The sequence below is a fragment of the Streptomyces sp. NPDC041135 genome (genome assembly GCF_055592085.1).
Genome location: NZ_JBVIYZ010000001.1, coordinates 343615 through 359738, shown reverse-complemented (window position 1 = coordinate 359738; position 16124 = coordinate 343615). Strand labels below are relative to the sequence as shown.

Annotated in this window: 15 protein-coding genes; 2 read left to right on the top strand and 13 right to left on the bottom strand. The window is 71.9% G+C overall.

Annotated elements, in window-relative coordinates; genetic code table 11:
* Positions 1 to 53 precede the first annotated feature (53 nt).
* Positions 54 to 215 (bottom strand): hypothetical protein, encoded by a 162-nt coding sequence (locus ACZ6CZ_RS01605; protein WP_469013082.1) that lies wholly within the window; start codon positions 213 to 215, stop codon positions 54 to 56.
* Between the two features lie 155 nt (positions 216 to 370).
* Positions 371 to 529, bottom strand: coding sequence for a hypothetical protein (locus ACZ6CZ_RS01600; RefSeq protein ID WP_469013078.1), 159 nt, complete (start codon positions 527 to 529; stop codon positions 371 to 373).
* A gap of 98 nt (positions 530 to 627) precedes the next feature.
* Between ACZ6CZ_RS01600 and ACZ6CZ_RS01595 the strand changes: the two genes are divergently transcribed.
* Entirely contained in the window at positions 628 to 1719 is a 1092-nt protein-coding gene (locus tag ACZ6CZ_RS01595) for a M48 family metallopeptidase (protein ID WP_469013075.1), read from the top strand.
* A gap of 34 nt (positions 1720 to 1753) precedes the next feature.
* On the opposite strand, the gene ACZ6CZ_RS01590 is transcribed toward ACZ6CZ_RS01595, so the two are convergent.
* From ACZ6CZ_RS01590 to proB, 5 genes are all read right to left on the bottom strand, one after another.
* Positions 1754 to 2824, bottom strand: a complete 1071-nt coding sequence (locus ACZ6CZ_RS01590) for an SCO2583 family membrane protein (RefSeq protein WP_469013072.1) — start codon at positions 2822 to 2824, stop codon at positions 1754 to 1756.
* A gap of 111 nt (positions 2825 to 2935) precedes the next feature.
* Positions 2936 to 3508 (bottom strand): SCO2584 family spore wall biosynthesis protein, encoded by a 573-nt coding sequence (locus tag ACZ6CZ_RS01585; protein WP_469013069.1) that lies wholly within the window; start codon positions 3506 to 3508, stop codon positions 2936 to 2938.
* Positions 3509 to 3594: 86 nt separating this feature from the next.
* On the bottom strand, positions 3595 to 4881 hold the full coding sequence (locus ACZ6CZ_RS01580) for a glutamate-5-semialdehyde dehydrogenase (protein ID WP_469013066.1): 1287 nt from the start codon (positions 4879 to 4881) through the stop codon (positions 3595 to 3597).
* A gap of 80 nt (positions 4882 to 4961) precedes the next feature.
* On the bottom strand, positions 4962 to 5387 hold the full coding sequence (locus tag ACZ6CZ_RS01575; protein ID WP_469013064.1) for a hypothetical protein: 426 nt from the start codon (positions 5385 to 5387) through the stop codon (positions 4962 to 4964).
* A 121-nt stretch (positions 5388 to 5508) separates the two neighbouring features.
* Positions 5509 to 6660 (bottom strand): glutamate 5-kinase, encoded by a 1152-nt coding sequence (gene proB / locus ACZ6CZ_RS01570; protein ID WP_469014357.1) that lies wholly within the window; start codon positions 6658 to 6660, stop codon positions 5509 to 5511.
* Positions 6661 to 6936: 276 nt separating this feature from the next.
* On the opposite strand from proB, the gene ACZ6CZ_RS01565 reads away from it, so the two are divergent.
* Positions 6937 to 8292: a polysaccharide pyruvyl transferase family protein gene (locus tag ACZ6CZ_RS01565; RefSeq protein WP_469013061.1), complete on the top strand. Its 1356-nt coding sequence runs from the start codon at positions 6937 to 6939 to the stop codon at positions 8290 to 8292.
* Positions 8293 to 8359: 67 nt separating this feature from the next.
* Here ACZ6CZ_RS01565 and ACZ6CZ_RS01560 read toward each other — a convergent pair whose 3' ends face one another.
* From ACZ6CZ_RS01560 to rplU, 6 genes are all read right to left on the bottom strand, one after another.
* Positions 8360 to 9565, bottom strand: coding sequence for a glycosyltransferase family 2 protein (locus ACZ6CZ_RS01560; protein ID WP_469013057.1), 1206 nt, complete (start codon positions 9563 to 9565; stop codon positions 8360 to 8362).
* Between the two features lie 303 nt (positions 9566 to 9868).
* Positions 9869 to 11968, bottom strand: coding sequence for a hypothetical protein (locus ACZ6CZ_RS01555; protein ID WP_469014355.1), 2100 nt, complete (start codon positions 11966 to 11968; stop codon positions 9869 to 9871).
* Positions 11969 to 12132: 164 nt separating this feature from the next.
* On the bottom strand, positions 12133 to 13632 hold the full coding sequence (locus tag ACZ6CZ_RS01550) for a D-ribitol-5-phosphate cytidylyltransferase (protein ID WP_469013052.1): 1500 nt from the start codon (positions 13630 to 13632) through the stop codon (positions 12133 to 12135).
* A 343-nt stretch (positions 13633 to 13975) separates the two neighbouring features.
* The gene (gene obgE, locus ACZ6CZ_RS01545) at positions 13976 to 15415 is read right to left on the bottom strand and encodes a GTPase ObgE (RefSeq protein ID WP_469013046.1); all 1440 of its coding nucleotides are present in this window, start codon (positions 15413 to 15415) and stop codon (positions 13976 to 13978) included.
* Between the two features lie 106 nt (positions 15416 to 15521).
* Positions 15522 to 15776 carry a 50S ribosomal protein L27 gene (rpmA, locus tag ACZ6CZ_RS01540; protein WP_469013040.1) on the bottom strand — a complete coding sequence of 85 codons (255 nt, stop codon included), beginning with the start codon at positions 15774 to 15776 and terminating at the stop codon, positions 15522 to 15524.
* A 14-nt stretch (positions 15777 to 15790) separates the two neighbouring features.
* Positions 15791 to 16111 carry a 50S ribosomal protein L21 gene (gene rplU, locus ACZ6CZ_RS01535; protein ID WP_030217740.1) on the bottom strand — a complete coding sequence of 107 codons (321 nt, stop codon included), beginning with the start codon at positions 16109 to 16111 and terminating at the stop codon, positions 15791 to 15793.
* Positions 16112 to 16124: the final 13 nt, after the last annotated feature.

Genomic DNA, 16124 nt, shown 5'->3' with positions numbered 1-16124 from the left:
GTGCAGACCCTACCGGCCCGGTCCGTGGACCCCGTCCGGGGAGGGAGCGCCGGTCAGCGGTCGCGGTTGAAGCGGGTGGTGATCCACAGCAGGAGCAGCAGGACGATGAACGCGCCGCCGCCGGTGACGAGCGGGTCGAGGCTGTTGTGGTTGCCCCCGTGCTCACCTTCGGCGGCGAGGGTGGCCAACTGTGCAGCGGTGCTGTGGAAGCTCATCTTCGGCAGAACCTATCCGATGGGGGTCCCCCGCTCGAGCGGAGCCGGGCGTGGGGAGGGCGGGATAACGACGTCGGCCCATCGTATGCGGGCGGTCCGGCGCCGATCACGCCGACTCCGCCATCGGGGAACCGGGCGGGAACCCGTGAGCCGTCTCAGTCGTCCTTCTTGTAGCCGCGCAGCAGCAACCAGCCGGTGAGCGCGCAGCCCAGGACCATGACGATCAGGACGACCCGGAGCAGGTTCCCCGACCCGTGCTGCTGGACGGCGCTCGCGGCCTCGGTCAGCCAGGCGGCTGCGGGTGGGTGCTGCATGCGGGGGCTCCTTCGCTGTACTGCCCGTCCACGGTAACTCCGCCTAGTCTGGGCCCTGCCTCGGGGGTCAGTGGGCACACACACGCATGGGGGACGACATGTCCGACGACGGGCACGAGCAGACGGAGCACGCGGGTACGCCGGGCCGGCGGCGCAGGCGCTTCCCGGGGATCTCCTCACGCGCGTACGAGCACCCGGCCGACCGCTCCGCCCTGGTGGCGCTGCGGAAGCTGAGCGGCTTCGACACGGTCTTCAAGGCGCTCAGCGGGCTGCTGCCCGAGCGCAGCCTGCGGCTGCTGTTCCTGTCCGACTCGGTGCGGGTCTCGGACGAGCAGTTCGCGCACCTGCACGCCATGCTGCGCGACGCCTGCTACATCCTGGACCTGGCGAAGGTCCCGCCGATGTACGTCACCCAGGACCCCCGGCCGAACGCCATGTGCATCGGCCTGGACGAGCCGGTCGTCGTGGTCACCACGGGCCTGGTCGAGCTGCTGGACGAGGAGGAGATGCGGGCGGTCGTGGGCCACGAGGTCGGGCACGCGCTGTCCGGGCACGCGGTGTACCGCACGGTCCTGCTGTTCCTGACGAGCCTGGCGCTCAAGGTGGCCTGGATACCGCTGGGCAACCTGGCGATCATGGGGATCGTGACGGCGCTGCGGGAGTGGTTCCGCAAGTCGGAGCTGTCCGCCGACCGGGCGGGACTGCTGGTGGGGCAGGATCTGCGGGCCTCGATGCGGGGGCTGATGAAGCTCGCCGGCGGCAACCACCTGCACGAGATGAACGTGGACGCCTTCCTGCGGCAGGCGGAGGAGTACGAGTCCGGGGGCGACCTGCGCGACTCGGTGCTGAAGATCCTGAACATGCTGCCCCGCTCGCACCCGTTCACCACCGTCCGGGCGGCCGAGCTGAAGAAGTGGGCGGAGTCCCGCGACCACCAGCGGATCATGGACGGGCACTACCCGCGCCGCGAGGAGGACAAGGACACCTCGGTCGGTGACTCCTTCCGGGAGTCGGCGGCGAGCTACGCGGGAGACGTGAAGGGGTCCAAGGACCCGCTGATGAAGCTGGTCACGGATCTCGCGGGCGGCGCCGGGGACCTCGGCGGGCGGGTGCGGCGCGGCTTCAACGGCTTCACGAGCCCGCCGCCGCCGAAGACCCCCCGGGAGGACCCGCCGGCCGGCGAGGCGTGACGGACGACGACCTCGGGGACACCGGGCCCGGGGCTCACACCTTCGGCTGGGCCCCCGCGGCCAGCGTCCCGCACACGGGCGTCGCGCCGCCCGCCGCATAGGGGTCGGTGCCCGCCGGACCGCCCGCCTTCGCGCGCTGGCCGGCCAGCAGCGGGCGCAGGTAGCCGGTCGCGTCCTCGGCGCAGGACAGCGGGCCCGCCTGCACGGAGGAGGCGACCAGGCGGGCCTGGTGCAGGCGCAGGTCGTCCTGGTCGAAGCGGAAGGTCAGCTCGCGGCGGACGGTGAACAGCGACACCGCGGCCGTGGCGCCGGCGTGGGCCGGGCGCAGCGCGTAGACGAAGGTGTGGTCCGCGGTGACCTCCAGGGTGTCCGGGTCGCTCTCGGCGGCCCGGAGGCTGCCCTGGACGCGGACCTTGCTGTCGGCCAGCCGCGCGCGGGAGGGGTCGAAGCGCACCAGCCAGCCGGTCGGGGCGTGCCGGCCGTCCGCCGCGGGGTGCCGGAAGCTCTGGTCGAACTGGTCGAGCTGGTCGCCGTCGAGGAGGACGCGGGCGGGGCGGACCTGCCGTCCGGTGAGCACCTCGGGGTAGAGCGAGGAGCGGACGAGGTAGTCCCTGGCGGTGGTCAGGGCGGCCACGACCTGGCTGTCGGAGAAGTGCGCGGTGGAGCGGGAGGCGGGCAGCGGTATCCCCTCGGCGCCGACGGCGTACCCGGCGGCGGGGCTGTGCGCGAACAGCCGCTCGGCGTCGGCCGCGCCGGGCACCGCGCCCCGCGGGGCGAGCGGGACGACGGTCATCCGCAGCGGCTCGGCGGCCGGCCGGGTCCGCGGGGAGCCGTACGGGTGACGGACGCCCAGGTAGATCGCGGTGCCGAAGGCGAGGGAGATCAGCAGGGCGAGGATCAGCAGCTGCCGGGAGAGCCCCCGGTGCAGGGGCGGGCGGCGGCGGACGGCGGGCGCGTGGTCGGTGACCCGCTCGCGCGCGGAGGACTCCTGGAGGCGGGCAGCGCGGACGAACGACTCGTCGAAGACGACGGATCGGTACTCGTCCTCTCCACCGACGGGACCACCCTCGGGTGTCCCCTCAGGTGGGTCTCCAGGACCGCCCATACCTTCAGGGTAGGTCTCGCGGGCCGCGGGTAAACGCCGGGCCGACGCCAAGTTGTGACAGGTTCCCACCAAGTGCGGGCGGGTCCGGTCAGGGTGCGGGGGCGGGTCCGGTCAGGGCGAGTGGGGCAGCACGGAGACGGCCGGCGGGGAGAACTCGGCGGAGGCGGCGGGAGAGGCCGCGCCGCTCTGTTCCGGGCCGGTGGAGGCCGGCGGGGGCAGCCGGTCACGGCTGCCCGAGGAGGCGCCGCGGTAGACCGCCGCGAAGGCCAGGGCGACCATCCCGACGCCCATCACCAGGGCGAGCACCCAGGCGACGGGGCGGTGCCAGCGGACCTGTCTGCCGTAGCCCCCGAGGATGCCGTGGCGGTCCGCGCGGAATTCGGCGCCGTCCTCGTCGTCGAGGCGGGGATAGCGGCCCAGGCCGGCGCTGTCGGCGCGGTAGCGGTCCTCGAACCGCTCGCCCGTCGCGTGGGCCCGGCGGGCCTCGGCCTCGGCGGCCTCGGCTCTGGCCCGCGCGGCGGCCAGGAGGCGTTCGACCGCGCTCGGCTCGTGCACCACGGCCGCGCGTACGAACGCCTCGTCGAAGACCACGGAGGCGAACTCTTCGTCCGACACCCCGCGGTCGTGGTCGTCGTCGGGCTCCCGGCCGTCAGAAAACGGCGTACCCCCCACGTCCTCCGGCACGGTTCCAGAGTAGACCTGGGGGGTCATTTTGGGCAGACGGTACGGAAATTAGTCCGCCGGCCGGGACGGGCGGCGGGCCCGGGCCGTCAGCGGCGTACGTGCCCGTCGCCGGTGACGATGTACTTGGTGCTCGTCAGCTCGGGCAGGCCCATGGGGCCGCGGGCGTGCAGCTTCTGCGTGGAGATGCCGATCTCGGCGCCGAAGCCGAACTGGCCGCCGTCGGTGAAGCGGGTGGAGGCGTTCACGGCGACGGTGGTGGAGTCGACCAGCTGGGTGAAGCGGCGGGCGGCCTGCTGGGAGGTGGTGACGATGGCCTCGGTGTGCCCGGAGGTCCACAGCCGGATGTGCTCGACGGCCTTGTCCAGCGAGTCCACCACCGCGGCGGCGATGTCGTAGGACAGGTACTCGGTCTCCCAGTCCTCCGGGGTCGCCTCGACCACGGTGGCCTTGGAGTCCGCGGCGTGGGCGAGGACGCGCTCGTCGCCGTGGACGGTCACGCCTGCCTCGGCGAGGGCGTCCAGGGCGCGCGGCAGGAACGCGGCGGCGATGTCCTGGTGGACCAGGAGGGTCTCGGCGGCGTTGCAGACGCTGACCCGCTGGGCCTTGGAGTTGACCAGGATGTCGACCGCCATGTCGATGTCGGCGGCCGCGTCGACGTAGACGTGGCAGTTGCCGGTGCCGGTCTCGATCACCGGGACGGTGGACTCGGCGACCACGGTGCGGATCAGGGAGGCGCCGCCGCGCGGGATCAGCACGTCGACCAGGCCCCGGGCGCGCATCAGCTCGCGCACGCTCTCCCGGCTCTCCCCCGGCACCAGCTGTACGGCGTCGGCGGGCAGCCCCGCGCCGCCGACGGCGTCGCGGATGACCCGCACGAGCGCGGTGTTCGACTCGTAGGCGGAGCCCGAGCCGCGCAGCAGGACCGCGTTGCCGGACTTCAGGCAGAGGGCGGCGGCGTCGACGGTGACGTTGGGGCGGGCCTCGTAGATGATGCCGACGACGCCGAGCGGGACGCGGACCTGGCGCAGGTCGATGCCGTTGGGCAGGGTCGAGCCGCGGACCACCTCGCCGACCGGGTCGGGCAGCTTGGCGACGTCCCGCACGTCGGCGGCGATGGCGCGGACCCGCTCGGGGGTGAGGGTGAGCCGGTCGACGACCGACTCGGCGGTGCCGTTCTCCCGGGCCCTGGCCACGTCCTTGGCGTTGGCCTCGACGATCTCGCCGGTGCGGACCTCCAGGGCGTCCGCGATGGCCAGCAGCGCGTCGTCCTTCACGGCGCGCGGCAGCGGCGCGAGGTCGGCGGCGGCGGCCTTGGCGCGGTAGGCGGCCCGGGTGACCGGGGACATGGCGTCGTAGGGCGAGAGCGTGGTCATGGGGAAAGCGTAGTGCGCGGGGCGGGGCCGTTCACGGGCTGTTCCACACCCCGAGACGGCATCAACGGGCCGTCAACGGTTCAAAAGGGGTGCACGCCGACGGGCGTCGCGGGCGCCGGGCCGTAGCCCTCGGCGATGCGCTGGTGGTAGGTCTCCCGGTCGATGACCTCCAGGCCGACGATCTCCCAGGGCGGCAGCCCGGCCGTCTGGCGGTGCTCGCCCCACAGGCGCAGCGCCACGGCGGCCGCGTCGTGCAGGTCCCGGGCCTCTTCCCAGTAGCGGATCTCCGCGTGGTCGCCCGCGTAGCGGCTGGTGAGCAGGAAGGGGTGGTCGTGGGCGAGCTGTTCCAGGGCCCGCCGCAGGTCCGGCAGGGGGACCTTCGGTCCGGAGACGCTGAGGGTGACGTGCCACAGGCGCGGCAGATCCTGCGGCTCCTCGAAGGTGTCCCCGGCCGCGACGCTCGTCAGGGCACCGCGGGACGCCGCCCCAGGGCGTACTCGTCTCACGACGGCCTCCTTCACGCAGCGCTCGGGGGTGTTGCCCTAGAGACAAAGTTGAGCAGGCCGCACGGCTTCGTGTGGCGGTTTCACCGAACGTCCCCCACCGGGGGCCGTCGCCGCACCCCGTTTACGAGTGCAGGATCACCAGGTCGTCCCTGTGTACGACCTCGCGTTCGTACGCCGGGCCCAGTTCGCGTGCCAGCTCTCGGGTCGAGCGCCCGATCAGCTGGGGGATCTCCCGGGCGTCGAAGCTGACCAGGCCGCGGGCCACCGCGTGCCCGGCGGGGTCGCGCAGCTCGACGGGGTCGCCGGCGCTGAAGTCGCCCTCGACGGCGGCGATGCCGGCCGGCAGCAGCGAGGTGCGCCGCTGCACGACCGCGCGCACCGCCCCGTCGTCCAGGGTGAGCGCGCCCTGCGGAGTGGAGGCGTGCTGGAGCCAGAGCAGCCGGTCGGCGGAGCGCTTGCCGGTGGGGTGGAAGTAGGTGCCGGTGTCGCCGCCGCCGAGCGCCTCGGCCGCGTGCACGGCGCTGGTGAGCACGACCGGGATGCCGGCGGCGGCCGCGATCCGGGCGGCCTCGACCTTGGTGACCATGCCGCCGGTGCCGACGCCCGCCTTGCCCGCGCTGCCGATGTCCACGCCCGCCAGGTCGGCGGGGCCGCGCACCTGCGCGATCCGGGAGGTGCCGGGCCTGCCGGGGTCGCCGTCGTAGACGCCGTCCACGTCGGACAGCAGGACCAGCAGGTCGGCGTGGACGAGGTGGGCGACCAGGGCGGCGAGCCGGTCGTTGTCGCCGAAGCGGATCTCGTCGGTGGCGACGGTGTCGTTCTCGTTGACGACCGGCAGGGCGCCCATCGCCAGCAGCTTGTCGAGGGTGCGGGAGGCGTTGCGGTGGTGGGCCCGGCGGCTCATGTCGTCGGAGGTGAGCAGCACCTGGCCGACGCGGATGCCGTAGCGCGCGAAGGAGGCGGTGTAGCGGGCGACCAGCAGGCCCTGGCCGACGCTGGCGGCGGCCTGCTGGCGGGCGAGGTCCTTGGGACGGCGGGACAGGCCCAGCGGGGCGAGGCCGGCGGCGATGGCGCCGGAGGAGACGAGGACGATCTCCCGCGCCGTCCCGCCCTCCCCCGCGGCCTCGGCGGGCGCCCCGCGGGCGGCCCGGGTGTCGCGGCTGGTGGCGAGGACGTCGACGAGGGCGTCGACCCGGTCGGCGTCCAGACCGCCGGCGGCGGTGGTCAGTGACGAGGAGCCCACCTTGACGACGATCCTGCGGGCCTCGCCCACGGCCTGCCTTGCCCCTGTCACTGTGCCTCGCGTCCCCTCGCCCTGCCTCGGCTTCCTCCTGCGCAATCTACGCGTTCGCGCGCGCGGGCCGCCTCCCGGTCCACGTGCCGGACGGCGACCGAAGGCGATCATCCGGTCACACACCGCACAAGGTAAAAAGGTTGTAGTGATTGCCTATGGAAATTAAAACCTGGACAAACGTACGATGCACCTGTGTCGCACAGTATTAACCGCGCCAAGCGGATCCTCCTGAGATCAGGCAAAAGCCCGTATGACGTGGTTTCCGTCGAGGAAGCCCTCCACCGGGACGTCTTCGCCACCAACTCCGGCAACCTGATCTTCAGTGACGCCGCACACAAGATCCTGCAGACGCCGGGCGCCGAGGTGGTCTCCAACGGCATCGGCACCGACGTGGCGGCGGCCGCCCGGATCAACGCGGAGTACGACGCGTTCGTCGTCCCGCTCGCCAACGCCTTCCGGCCCTCCTTCGAGCCGCAGCTGCGGCGGCTGACCCGGCTGATCGGCAAGCTGCGGATCCCGGTGGTGGTGCTCGGCGTCGGCGCGCAGACCGGCCTGAACTACGACCCGGCCCGGCTGAAGCCGATGGAGCAGGCGGTGCGCGAGTTCTGCTCGGCCGTGCTGGAGCGCAGCGCCTCGATCGGCGTGCGGGGCGAGTTCACCGAGCAGTACCTGCGGGACATGGGCTTCCGCGACGTCGAGGTCATCGGCTGCCCGTCGCTGTTCCTGCACGGCGGCACCCTCGACGTGCGCAAGCGGGTGCCCGGGCTGACGGCCGAGTCGCGGATCGCGATCAACGGCTCGCACAACGCGGTGAGCAAGCAGGGCCTGGACCGGATCATCGACCGCACCCACGCGCGCTACCCGCACCTGCGCTTCGTCGGCCAGAACCTCAGCGACGCCCGGCAGCTGCACTGGCGGGACCTGTCGGACCCGAACTCCAAGATCACCGCGATGCCCACGCACCCCGACCACCCGATGTACCGGGAGGACAAGGTGCGCGTCTACATCGACCCGGTGACCTGGTTCGACGACCTGCGCTCCTTCGACTTCTCGTTCGGCTCCCGCATCCACGGCAACATCGCCGCGCTGCTGGCCGGCACGCCCGCGACCGTGCTGTGCGGGGACAGCCGCACCCTGGAGCTGTGTCGGTACTTCGACATCCCGTACCAGCGGCTGGACCAGGCGGTGAAGGACCCCGAGGCGGCCGACCCGGCGCGGCTGTACGAGCAGGCCGACCTCGGCCCGCTGGTCGACGGCCACCCGGAGCGCTTCGCGCGGTTCACCGCGTTCCTGGACAAGAACGGGCTGGAGAACACCTTCACGCACGGTGACGGCGGCGCGGCCTTCGACGAGCGGCTGCGCTCGCTGTCGTTCCCGCCCGGCATCGGCCCCTGGAACGACACCGACATCGCCTCGCTGGCCGCCAAGTTCGGCTGGCTGCACAGCCGGGTCACCGAACTCACCAAGGACAACAAGCAGCTCACCCGGGAGGTGGCCCGGCTGAAGAAGGCCAAGCAGGCCGTCCCGGCGCCCGCCGCCTCCGTCTACCGCCGCGCCCGCAGCGTGGTGGGCCGGCCGCTGCGGCGCGCGCTGCAGCCGGGCAAGCCGTGACGCACCGGGCGTGACGCCGCGGCCGTGACGCGTCCGAGGTGACGCGCACGGCCGGGGCGGCCCCCGCTCAGACCGCCGCCGCGCCGAACCCGCCGATGGGCAGCGCCCGCCGCAGCCGGCGCAGCGCCCGGCGGACGAGGGAGTTGGCGGCGGCCTCCCGGTAGCCCTCGAAGGCCCGGGCCTCGCGGGGCTCGGCGAGGTAGATCCGGTCGGGCAGGCCGGCCGCCGGGGACCGGAAGTGCGGGTAGACCAGGTAGACGCGGGTGCCGCGCTTCTCCAGGACGGCGGCGGCCTGCTTCTTGGCGCGCACGAACCTGACAACGTCGAGCAGCAGGTCGGCGCGCTGCCGGGCCACCAGCTCCAGGCGCAGCCGCTCGTGCACCCGCAGCCGGCGGGCCACCTCGGGGGTCCAGTAGGCGTCCATGAGCGGCGCGGCCAGCTCCAGCTTGTGCCGGCGCACCTCCTCGGAGTCCTTGAGGAACCGCGGGCCGAACTGCGGCAGCAGGGTGACGAGGAAGGGCCGGACCATCAGGGCGTCGCGCCGGGGCCCGGCCGGGACCATCTCGGCGATCAGGCGCATCAGGGCACGCGCGGAGTCGAAGCGCAGGGCGTAGCCGCCGGACTTGGTGACGTGCTTGCCGTCCTCGCGGCCGACCAGGTAGTAGCAGGTGTGGTCGGCGATCACCGAGACGCCGTCGGCCCGCAGATACGCCTCCATCGTGAACAGCGCGTCCTCGCCGGTCCACAGGGACTCGTCGAAGCGCATCCCGTGCCGCTCCAGCAGCGCGCGGCGGAACAGCTTCTGGGCGCTGAGCGTGAACTTGATGTTGGAGGAGAAGACGTCGGTACGGTCCAGGGTCTCGTGCCACATCGACTTCGGCGCGGTGCGGTTGACGCCCTCGACCCGGCCCAGGACCACGTCGGTGCCGTTGCGGTCGGCCATGGCGACCATGCGCTCCAGGGCCTCGGGGCCGAGCCGGTCGTCGGCGTCCAGGAAGAACACGTACCGCCCGGTGGCCTTGCCGAGGCCCACGTTGCGCGGTCCGCTCGGGCCGCCGGAGTTGGCCTGCCGGATCACGGTGACCGGCATGGGAGCGCGGGCGGCGAACTCCTCCAGGTACTCACCGGTGCCGTCCGTCGACCCGTCGTCCACCGCGATGACCTCGATCCGGGCCGGGTCCATGGTCTGCTTCTCGACGGACTCCAGGCACTCCACCAGGTACGGCATCGCCTCGTACGCCCCGATGACCACGCTCACATCAGGCTGCGTCACGGCGTTCACAAATCCCCCTCGGTCAACAGTACATTCCCCCCGTATCACGCTATTCGCACTCCGTTAGACGGACGGCCCCACCGAACGGTTGCCTCCAGGGGTACCTCCCGTGGGACACGTCACACGCGGCGCGGACCCCGGGCGGCACCGGGCGGGAGCGTTCGGCACCGATCGGTACGCGGCGGGGGCCGCGGCCGCTCAACGGCCGGGCGCACGGCGGCCGGTGCGCACCGGCACGGGAACGGCGAAAGGCCCGGCCCCGGGGATCGCTCCCCGGGGCCGGGCCCTCGGCTTCCGCGCGGGTCAGACCGCGGTCACATCGTCCGTCTCACCGGCGCCGGCCACCCGCTGGCCGGGCAGCGCGGTGGTCAGCTCCGCCGCCTCGGCCGGGTCGGCGTTGGCGGCGCCGAGCCGGGTCTCCTGGCCGGCGTTGCGCGCCTCGGCCTTCAGGGCCAGTCCGGCCACCGCGGCGTTGAACTGGTCGATGGACTTCGGCTCGTCGGGGCCCAGGAGGTAGCGCTTCAGCTCCCCGCGGTCGGCCGCCAGCGGGTCCCCGGCCGGGTCGCGTACGGCGGCCAGCAGGCCGTCCAGCTCGCGGGCGTCGTTGGACAGGATCACCGCGGCGCGCACCGCGGTGTTCTGCCGCTTGAACTCCTCGGCGCCGAGTTCCGCCGAGTCGGTGACCGCGTAGGGCTTGCCGCTGGCGATGAAGTCGGAGACGACGGAGGAGATGTCGGAGACCATCGCGTCGGAGACGTTGAAGCAGTCGTACAGACGCGGCTCGGCGCCGGTGACGACCCGGTGCTCGTACGCCGGGAAGGAGCGCCAGTAGGCCTCGTTCCACTCGGTGCGCAGCCGGGCGGTCTCCTCGTGCCTCGCGACGTCGGTCACGCCGTCGCGGGTGGCCTCGGCCTCGTCGCCCTTCACGCCGCCGGCGCCGGCCAGCTCGGCGAGCCGGGCCTCGATGCGGGCCAGCTCGGCCGCGGCCCGCGCCTGGGCGGCGGTGTCGGCGGTGAAGCGGGGGTCGGCGGCGCGCTCGGCGGCGGCCTTCTCGACCAGGGCGGTGATGCGCTGGTGGGCGGCCTTGGCGGCGGCGCTGCGGGTGCCGGTGAAGGGGTGCGGCTTGTACAGGACCCGGACCGGCGGGTCGGCCCGCACCAGGGTGCGGACGATGTTCTCGCCGGCCAGCAGGATGGAGGTGTTGCCGGGGTTGTCGTCCCAGCCCTCCCAGGTGGGCGCGTACAGCACGGTGGGGCAGCGTCCGCCGTCGGCGGCTGCCGGGCCCTGCCAGGGCTGGATGGGCGCCAGCTGCGGGCGGCCGACCTCCACGATGTCGTCGTCGCGGACACCGACGTCGGCGATGGCGTACCGGTCGCGGCCCGCGCGGCCGGCGGTCCACACCTCGTCGTACACCTTGCTGAACGGGTTGACGCTGGCCAGCTTGTCGCTGTCGCCGTGGCCGATGAAGACGTGCTTCATGGTGGGCACGCGCAGCAGGTGGATGTTCTTGCCGACGTTCGCCGCGTACAGCGCGACGCGCACGGTCGACAGGTCCATGTTCATCAGGTGCACGCCGCCGGGCACGCACAGCACCGGGACCGTGGTGGGCGCGAGGTTGTTCAGGATGGCGCGCTCGCGCAGCAGGATCAGCGGCCGGGTGTCCAGCTGCTCCATCGTCTCCAGCCACATGTTGACCTGGTAGGCGGAGTCCCTGGAGCCGGAGAAGTACAGCACCGTCTGCGGCCGGTAGGCGGCCAGCCAGTCGTCGACGGCGGCCAGCACCTTCTCGGCGTTCGGCGGCACCTTGCGGCCGCGCACGTACGGGACGAGCGCGAGGACGTACAGGCAACCCAGACCGATCGTCAGGCCGATGCCGGCGAACCCGGGCGCGGAGGAGTCCACCATCGCCGAGAGCAGGACGCCGGCGACGGCCGCGAGGTCCAGGTGCAGCATCTTCTCGGCGGAGCGGTGCAGCAGGCGGCGCGGCGGGGCGTCCGGGATGCGGATGCGGGACTTCAGGTCCACGTTGCGGGTGGCGACCGGCATCCGGCGCCGGTTGCGGATCAGGGTGACCAGCGCGCCGTGCGGGGCCTGGAGGCCGTAGAAGGCGATGAAGCAGGCGATGGCGCCGTAGAAGACCAGGTGGCCGGAGAGGGAGAGCCGGGCCAGCAGCAGGATCAGCAGCAGCTGCCGGATCAGGAAGCGGATCGACAGGCCGGCGCGCACCTTGCTCAGCCGGTTGATCAGGTAGCTGCCCCTGCGGTGCAGATAGTGGTCCGCCAGGTACGTGACGGCGGCCGCGGCCGCGAAGGCGTACACACTCGGGACGAGCGCGGCCAGCATGAGTGCCGGGTAACCCAGCATCATGAGGGCCGCCGCGGCCAGCTCTGCCGCGCTGCCCACCCGGGCGACGCGAATAGCGGTGGATATCACGGAGAACCTTTTGCTGACAAAAAGGCCGGAATTCAGACCTTGCGGACGCTGGGATTCTTACGGATTCAGGCCTCTGTGAATGCCCGCGAACGGACGGTCACAGAGGCCTGAATTACCGAAGTCTATTGAGGCGATTATGCCACGCCGTCCTGCCGGTCCAGAACACTGGCGAGCGCCTGCTCGAAGCCCGAGGCCTGGCCGGCGGACGCGGTCGGGTCCTGCTGGCGGACGTCGATGACGTGTCCGGTCAGCTCCGACAGCAGCACGTCGAGCGAGGTACGGGCCACGGCCTCGGAGGAGAGCAGGGAACCCGAGGGCTCCTGGCCGAAGGCCTTGGTGCGCATCGGGGTGGCGGTGCGCTCGGGGTTGATGCAGTTGACCCGGATGCCGTCGCCGGCCCACTCGTCGGACAGCGCCTGGGTGAGGTTCACCATGGCGGCCTTGGTGGAGGAGTACAGGCTGTACTCGGCGCGGCCGCGGGTGTAGCTGCTGGAGGTGTACAGCAGCAGCTGGCCCTTGGTCTCCGCCAGGTACTTGTAGGAGGAGCGCGCGATCTGCACCGGGGCCAGGTAGTTGACCTTCAGCGCCTCCTCGATGGTGGCGTTGTCGGTCTCGGCGAGCTTGCCGATGCGCAGCACGCCCGCGGTGTTGACGACGTAGTCGATCCGGCCGGTCTCCGCGTACGCCTTGGACAGCGCGTCGTCGACCTCCTCCGGGTTCTCCACGTGGGTGCCGGTGGTGGAGCGGCCCAGCGCGTAGACGCTCGCGCCGTAGTTGCCGGCTATCTCGGCGATGTCCTTGCCGATGCCGTAGGAGCCGCCGAAGATGACGACCGTCTTGCCGGTGAGCAGCTCGCGGTAGGCGTCCTCGCCGACCTGCTCGGGCGCGGCGGTGGAGGCGAGCTGGAACAGCTTGTCGGCGATGAAGACGTCGACCGGCTGGGTGACCTTCATGTTGTACTCGTCACCCGCGACGACGTGGATCGGCACGTCCGGCAGGTACTTGAGCACGACCGAGCAGTCGTCCGTGGCCTGGAAGTTGGGGTCGTTCGCGGCGACCTCGTAGGCGCGGCGGATCGTCGACAGCTTGAAGGCCTGCGGCGTCTGGCCGCGGCGCAGCCGGGAGCGGTCGGGGATCTCGGTGATGAACTCGCCGTCCCCGCCGTGCGTGCGCGTGACGATGATGGTGTCCGCCGACGGGATCGCCACGTCGACGGCCTGGTAGCGCTCCAGCGCGCTCACGCAGTCGTCGATGACGCGGCGCGACAGCAGGGGGCGTACGGCGTCGTGGAAGAGGACGTTGAGGTCCTCGCCCTGCGCCAGGCCCTCGCCGAGGGCCTCGATGGCGCGCTCGGTGGTCTCGTTCCGCGTGGAGCCGCCCTCGATGACCTTCTTGACCTTGCGGAACCCGGCCTTGGCGACGATCTTCTCGATGTCCGGCACGTACCCCGGGGCCATCAGCACGATGATGTCGTCGATCGAGTCGGCCTTCTCGAAGGTGGCCAGGGTGTGCTCGATGACGGCCTTTCCGGCGATCTTCAGCAACTGCTTGGGGATCGACAGACCCACCCGCTGACCGGTGCCACCGGCCAGGATCACTGCGGTGGTACGGGGCTTGGCTATGTGCTGGGACACAGGTGACCTACCTTGGGGCGTCAGGGAACCTCGAAATGGTCCCACCTCGGGTTACCGCAGTGCAAGGTGACCGATGGCTGCCGCATATGTGCCGGCCACCCGTCATTCACCTTGCACTCCCGGTGCTTGGCGATGTCCTCGGAAGCCCCGTGCAATTGCTGTGAGTAAGTACACAGAAGCCGGACGGAAGACCGATCAGCGCCGCCGTCGCCGCCGGAACCTGTCGTGCGACAGACCCTGGCGGCGACGGCGGCCCAGTACCCGTACGGGTTCCCCCGGCGGCGTCCGGTGAACGGTACGCGTCCCCGCGGCCGCGGCGGACACGGAGGCCGCCGCGCCGGGTCTAACCGAACGGGTCGAAGTCGTCGAACTCCCGCAGCGCCTCGTCCCGTTCGGCCTGCTTGTCCCTGCGCCGCTGGGCCGCGGGCCGGGCCGCGTCCAGGCGGTGGTCCTCGCCGCGCCGGCCGAGCATCTCGGCGCCGGCCATCACCGTCGGCTCCCAGTCGAAGACGACCGCGTTCTCCTCGGGGCCGATGGCGACGCCGTCGCCGGAGCGGGCGCCCGCCTTCATCAGCTGCTCCTCGACACCGAGGCGGTTGAGCCGGTCGGCGAGGTAGCCGACGGCCTCGTCGTTGCTGAAGTCGGTCTGCCGCACCCAGCGCTCCGGCTTCTCGCCGCGCACCCGGTACAGCCCGTCGTCCTCGAGGGTCACCGTGAAGCCCGCGTCGTCCACGGCCTTGGGCCGGATGACGATCCGCGTCGCCTCCTCCTTCGGCCGCGCCGCCCGCGCCTGCGCGATGACCTCACCGAGCGCGTACGACAGCTCCTTCAGCCCCATGTGCGCCACCGCCGACACCTCGAACACGCGGTAGCCGCGCGCCTCCAGGTCGGGGCGGACCAGCTCGGCGAGGTCCTTGCCGTCCGGCACGTCGATCTTGTTGAGCACGACGATCCGCGGCCGGTCGCCGAGGCCGCCGTAGCTGCTCAGCTCCGCCTCGATGACGTCGAGGTCGGAGAGCGGGTCGCGGTCGGACTCCAGGGTCGCGGTGTCCAGCACGTGCACCAGCACGCTGCACCGCTCCACGTGCCGCAGGAACTCCAGGCCCAGGCCCTTGCCCTGGCTGGCGCCGGGGATCAGACCGGGCACGTCGGCGATGGTGTAGACGGTCGAACCGGCGGTCACCACGCCCAGGTTGGGGACCAGGGTGGTGAACGGGTAGTCCGCGATCTTCGGCTTGGCCGCGCTGAGCACGGAGATGAGCGAGGACTTGCCCGCGCTCGGGTAGCCGACGAGCGCCACGTCGGCGACCGTCTTCAGCTCCAGCACGATCTCCTGGGCGTCCCCCGGCTCGCCGAGCAGCGCGAAACCGGGCGCCTTGCGCCGGGCGCTGGCCAGCGCGGCGTTGCCGAGCCCGCCCCGGCCGCCCTGCGCGGCGACGTACGACGTGCCGTGGCCGACGAGGTCGGCGAGCACGTTGCCCGCGCGGTCCAGCACGACGGTGCCGTCCGGCACCGGCAGGACCAGGTCCTGGCCGTCCTTGCCGGACCGGTTGCCGCCCTCACCGGGCTTGCCGCTGGTCGCCTTGCGGTGCGGGGAGTGGTGGTAGTCGAGGAGCGTGGTGACCGACTGGTCGACAGTCAGGATCACATCGCCGCCACGGCCGCCGTTGCCGCCGTCGGGGCCGCCGAGCGGCTTGAACTTCTCCCGGTGTACGGAGGCACAGCCGTGGCCTCCGCTACCCGCGGCGACGTGCAGCTCGACGCGGTCCACGAAGGTGGTCATGGTGGGTGCCTCCAGCACTTAGTACGGTTCGTCTCTTACGTAACACGCGAAAGGCGGACCCGCCTTCCCTCCCGGGAAGTGAGGTCCGCCTCGCGAAAGCGTCCGATCAGGCGACCGGAACGATGTTCACGACCTTGCGGCCACGGCTGCTGCCGAACTCCACAGCACCGGCCTGCAGCGCGAACAGCGTGTCGTCGCCGCCACGGCCGACGCCCGAGCCCGGGTGGAAGTGGGTGCCGCGCTGGCGGACCAGGATCTCACCCGCGTTGACGACCTGACCGCCGAAGCGCTTCACGCCGAGCCGCTGGGCGTTCGAGTCGCGACCGTTCCGGGTGGACGATGCGCCCTTCTTGTGTGCCATCTCTCCTCAGTCCCTTACTTCGCAGCCGCGGGGATCTCAGTGACCTTGATCGCCGTGTACTGCTGGCGGTGGCCCTGACGACGACGGTAACCGGTCTTGTTCTTGTAGCGCAGAATGTCGATCTTCTGGCCCTTGTGGTGGTCCACGACCTCGGCCTGGACCTTGATGCCGGCCAGCACCCACGGGTCACTGGTGACAGCTTCGCCGTCGACAACGAGCAGGGTCGAGAGCTCGACCGTGTCGCCAACCTTGGCAGTGGAAATCTTGTCAACCTCAACGATGTCGCCGACAGCAACCTTGTGCTGGCGACCACCGCTGCGCACGATGGCGTACACGCGGATCTCTCTT

Bases quoted from the DNA above. Each gene is read 5' to 3' on its own strand.
- rpmA (WP_469013040.1), bottom strand. From the start codon at position 15,776: ATGGCACACAAGAAGGGCGCATCGTCCACCCGGAACGGTCGCGACTCG.
- ACZ6CZ_RS01605 (WP_469013082.1), bottom strand. From the start codon at position 215: ATGAGCTTCCACAGCACCGCTGCACAGTTGGCCACCCTCGCCGCCGAA.
- ACZ6CZ_RS01595 (WP_469013075.1), top strand. From the start codon at position 628: ATGTCCGACGACGGGCACGAGCAGACGGAGCACGCGGGTACGCCGGGC.
- obgE (WP_469013046.1), bottom strand. From the start codon at position 15,415: ATGACCACCTTCGTGGACCGCGTCGAGCTGCACGTCGCCGCGGGTAGC.
- ACZ6CZ_RS01590 (WP_469013072.1), bottom strand. From the start codon at position 2,824: ATGGGCGGTCCTGGAGACCCACCTGAGGGGACACCCGAGGGTGGTCCC.
- ACZ6CZ_RS01580 (WP_469013066.1), bottom strand. From the start codon at position 4,881: ATGACCACGCTCTCGCCCTACGACGCCATGTCCCCGGTCACCCGGGCC.
- ACZ6CZ_RS01600 (WP_469013078.1), bottom strand. From the start codon at position 529: ATGCAGCACCCACCCGCAGCCGCCTGGCTGACCGAGGCCGCGAGCGCC.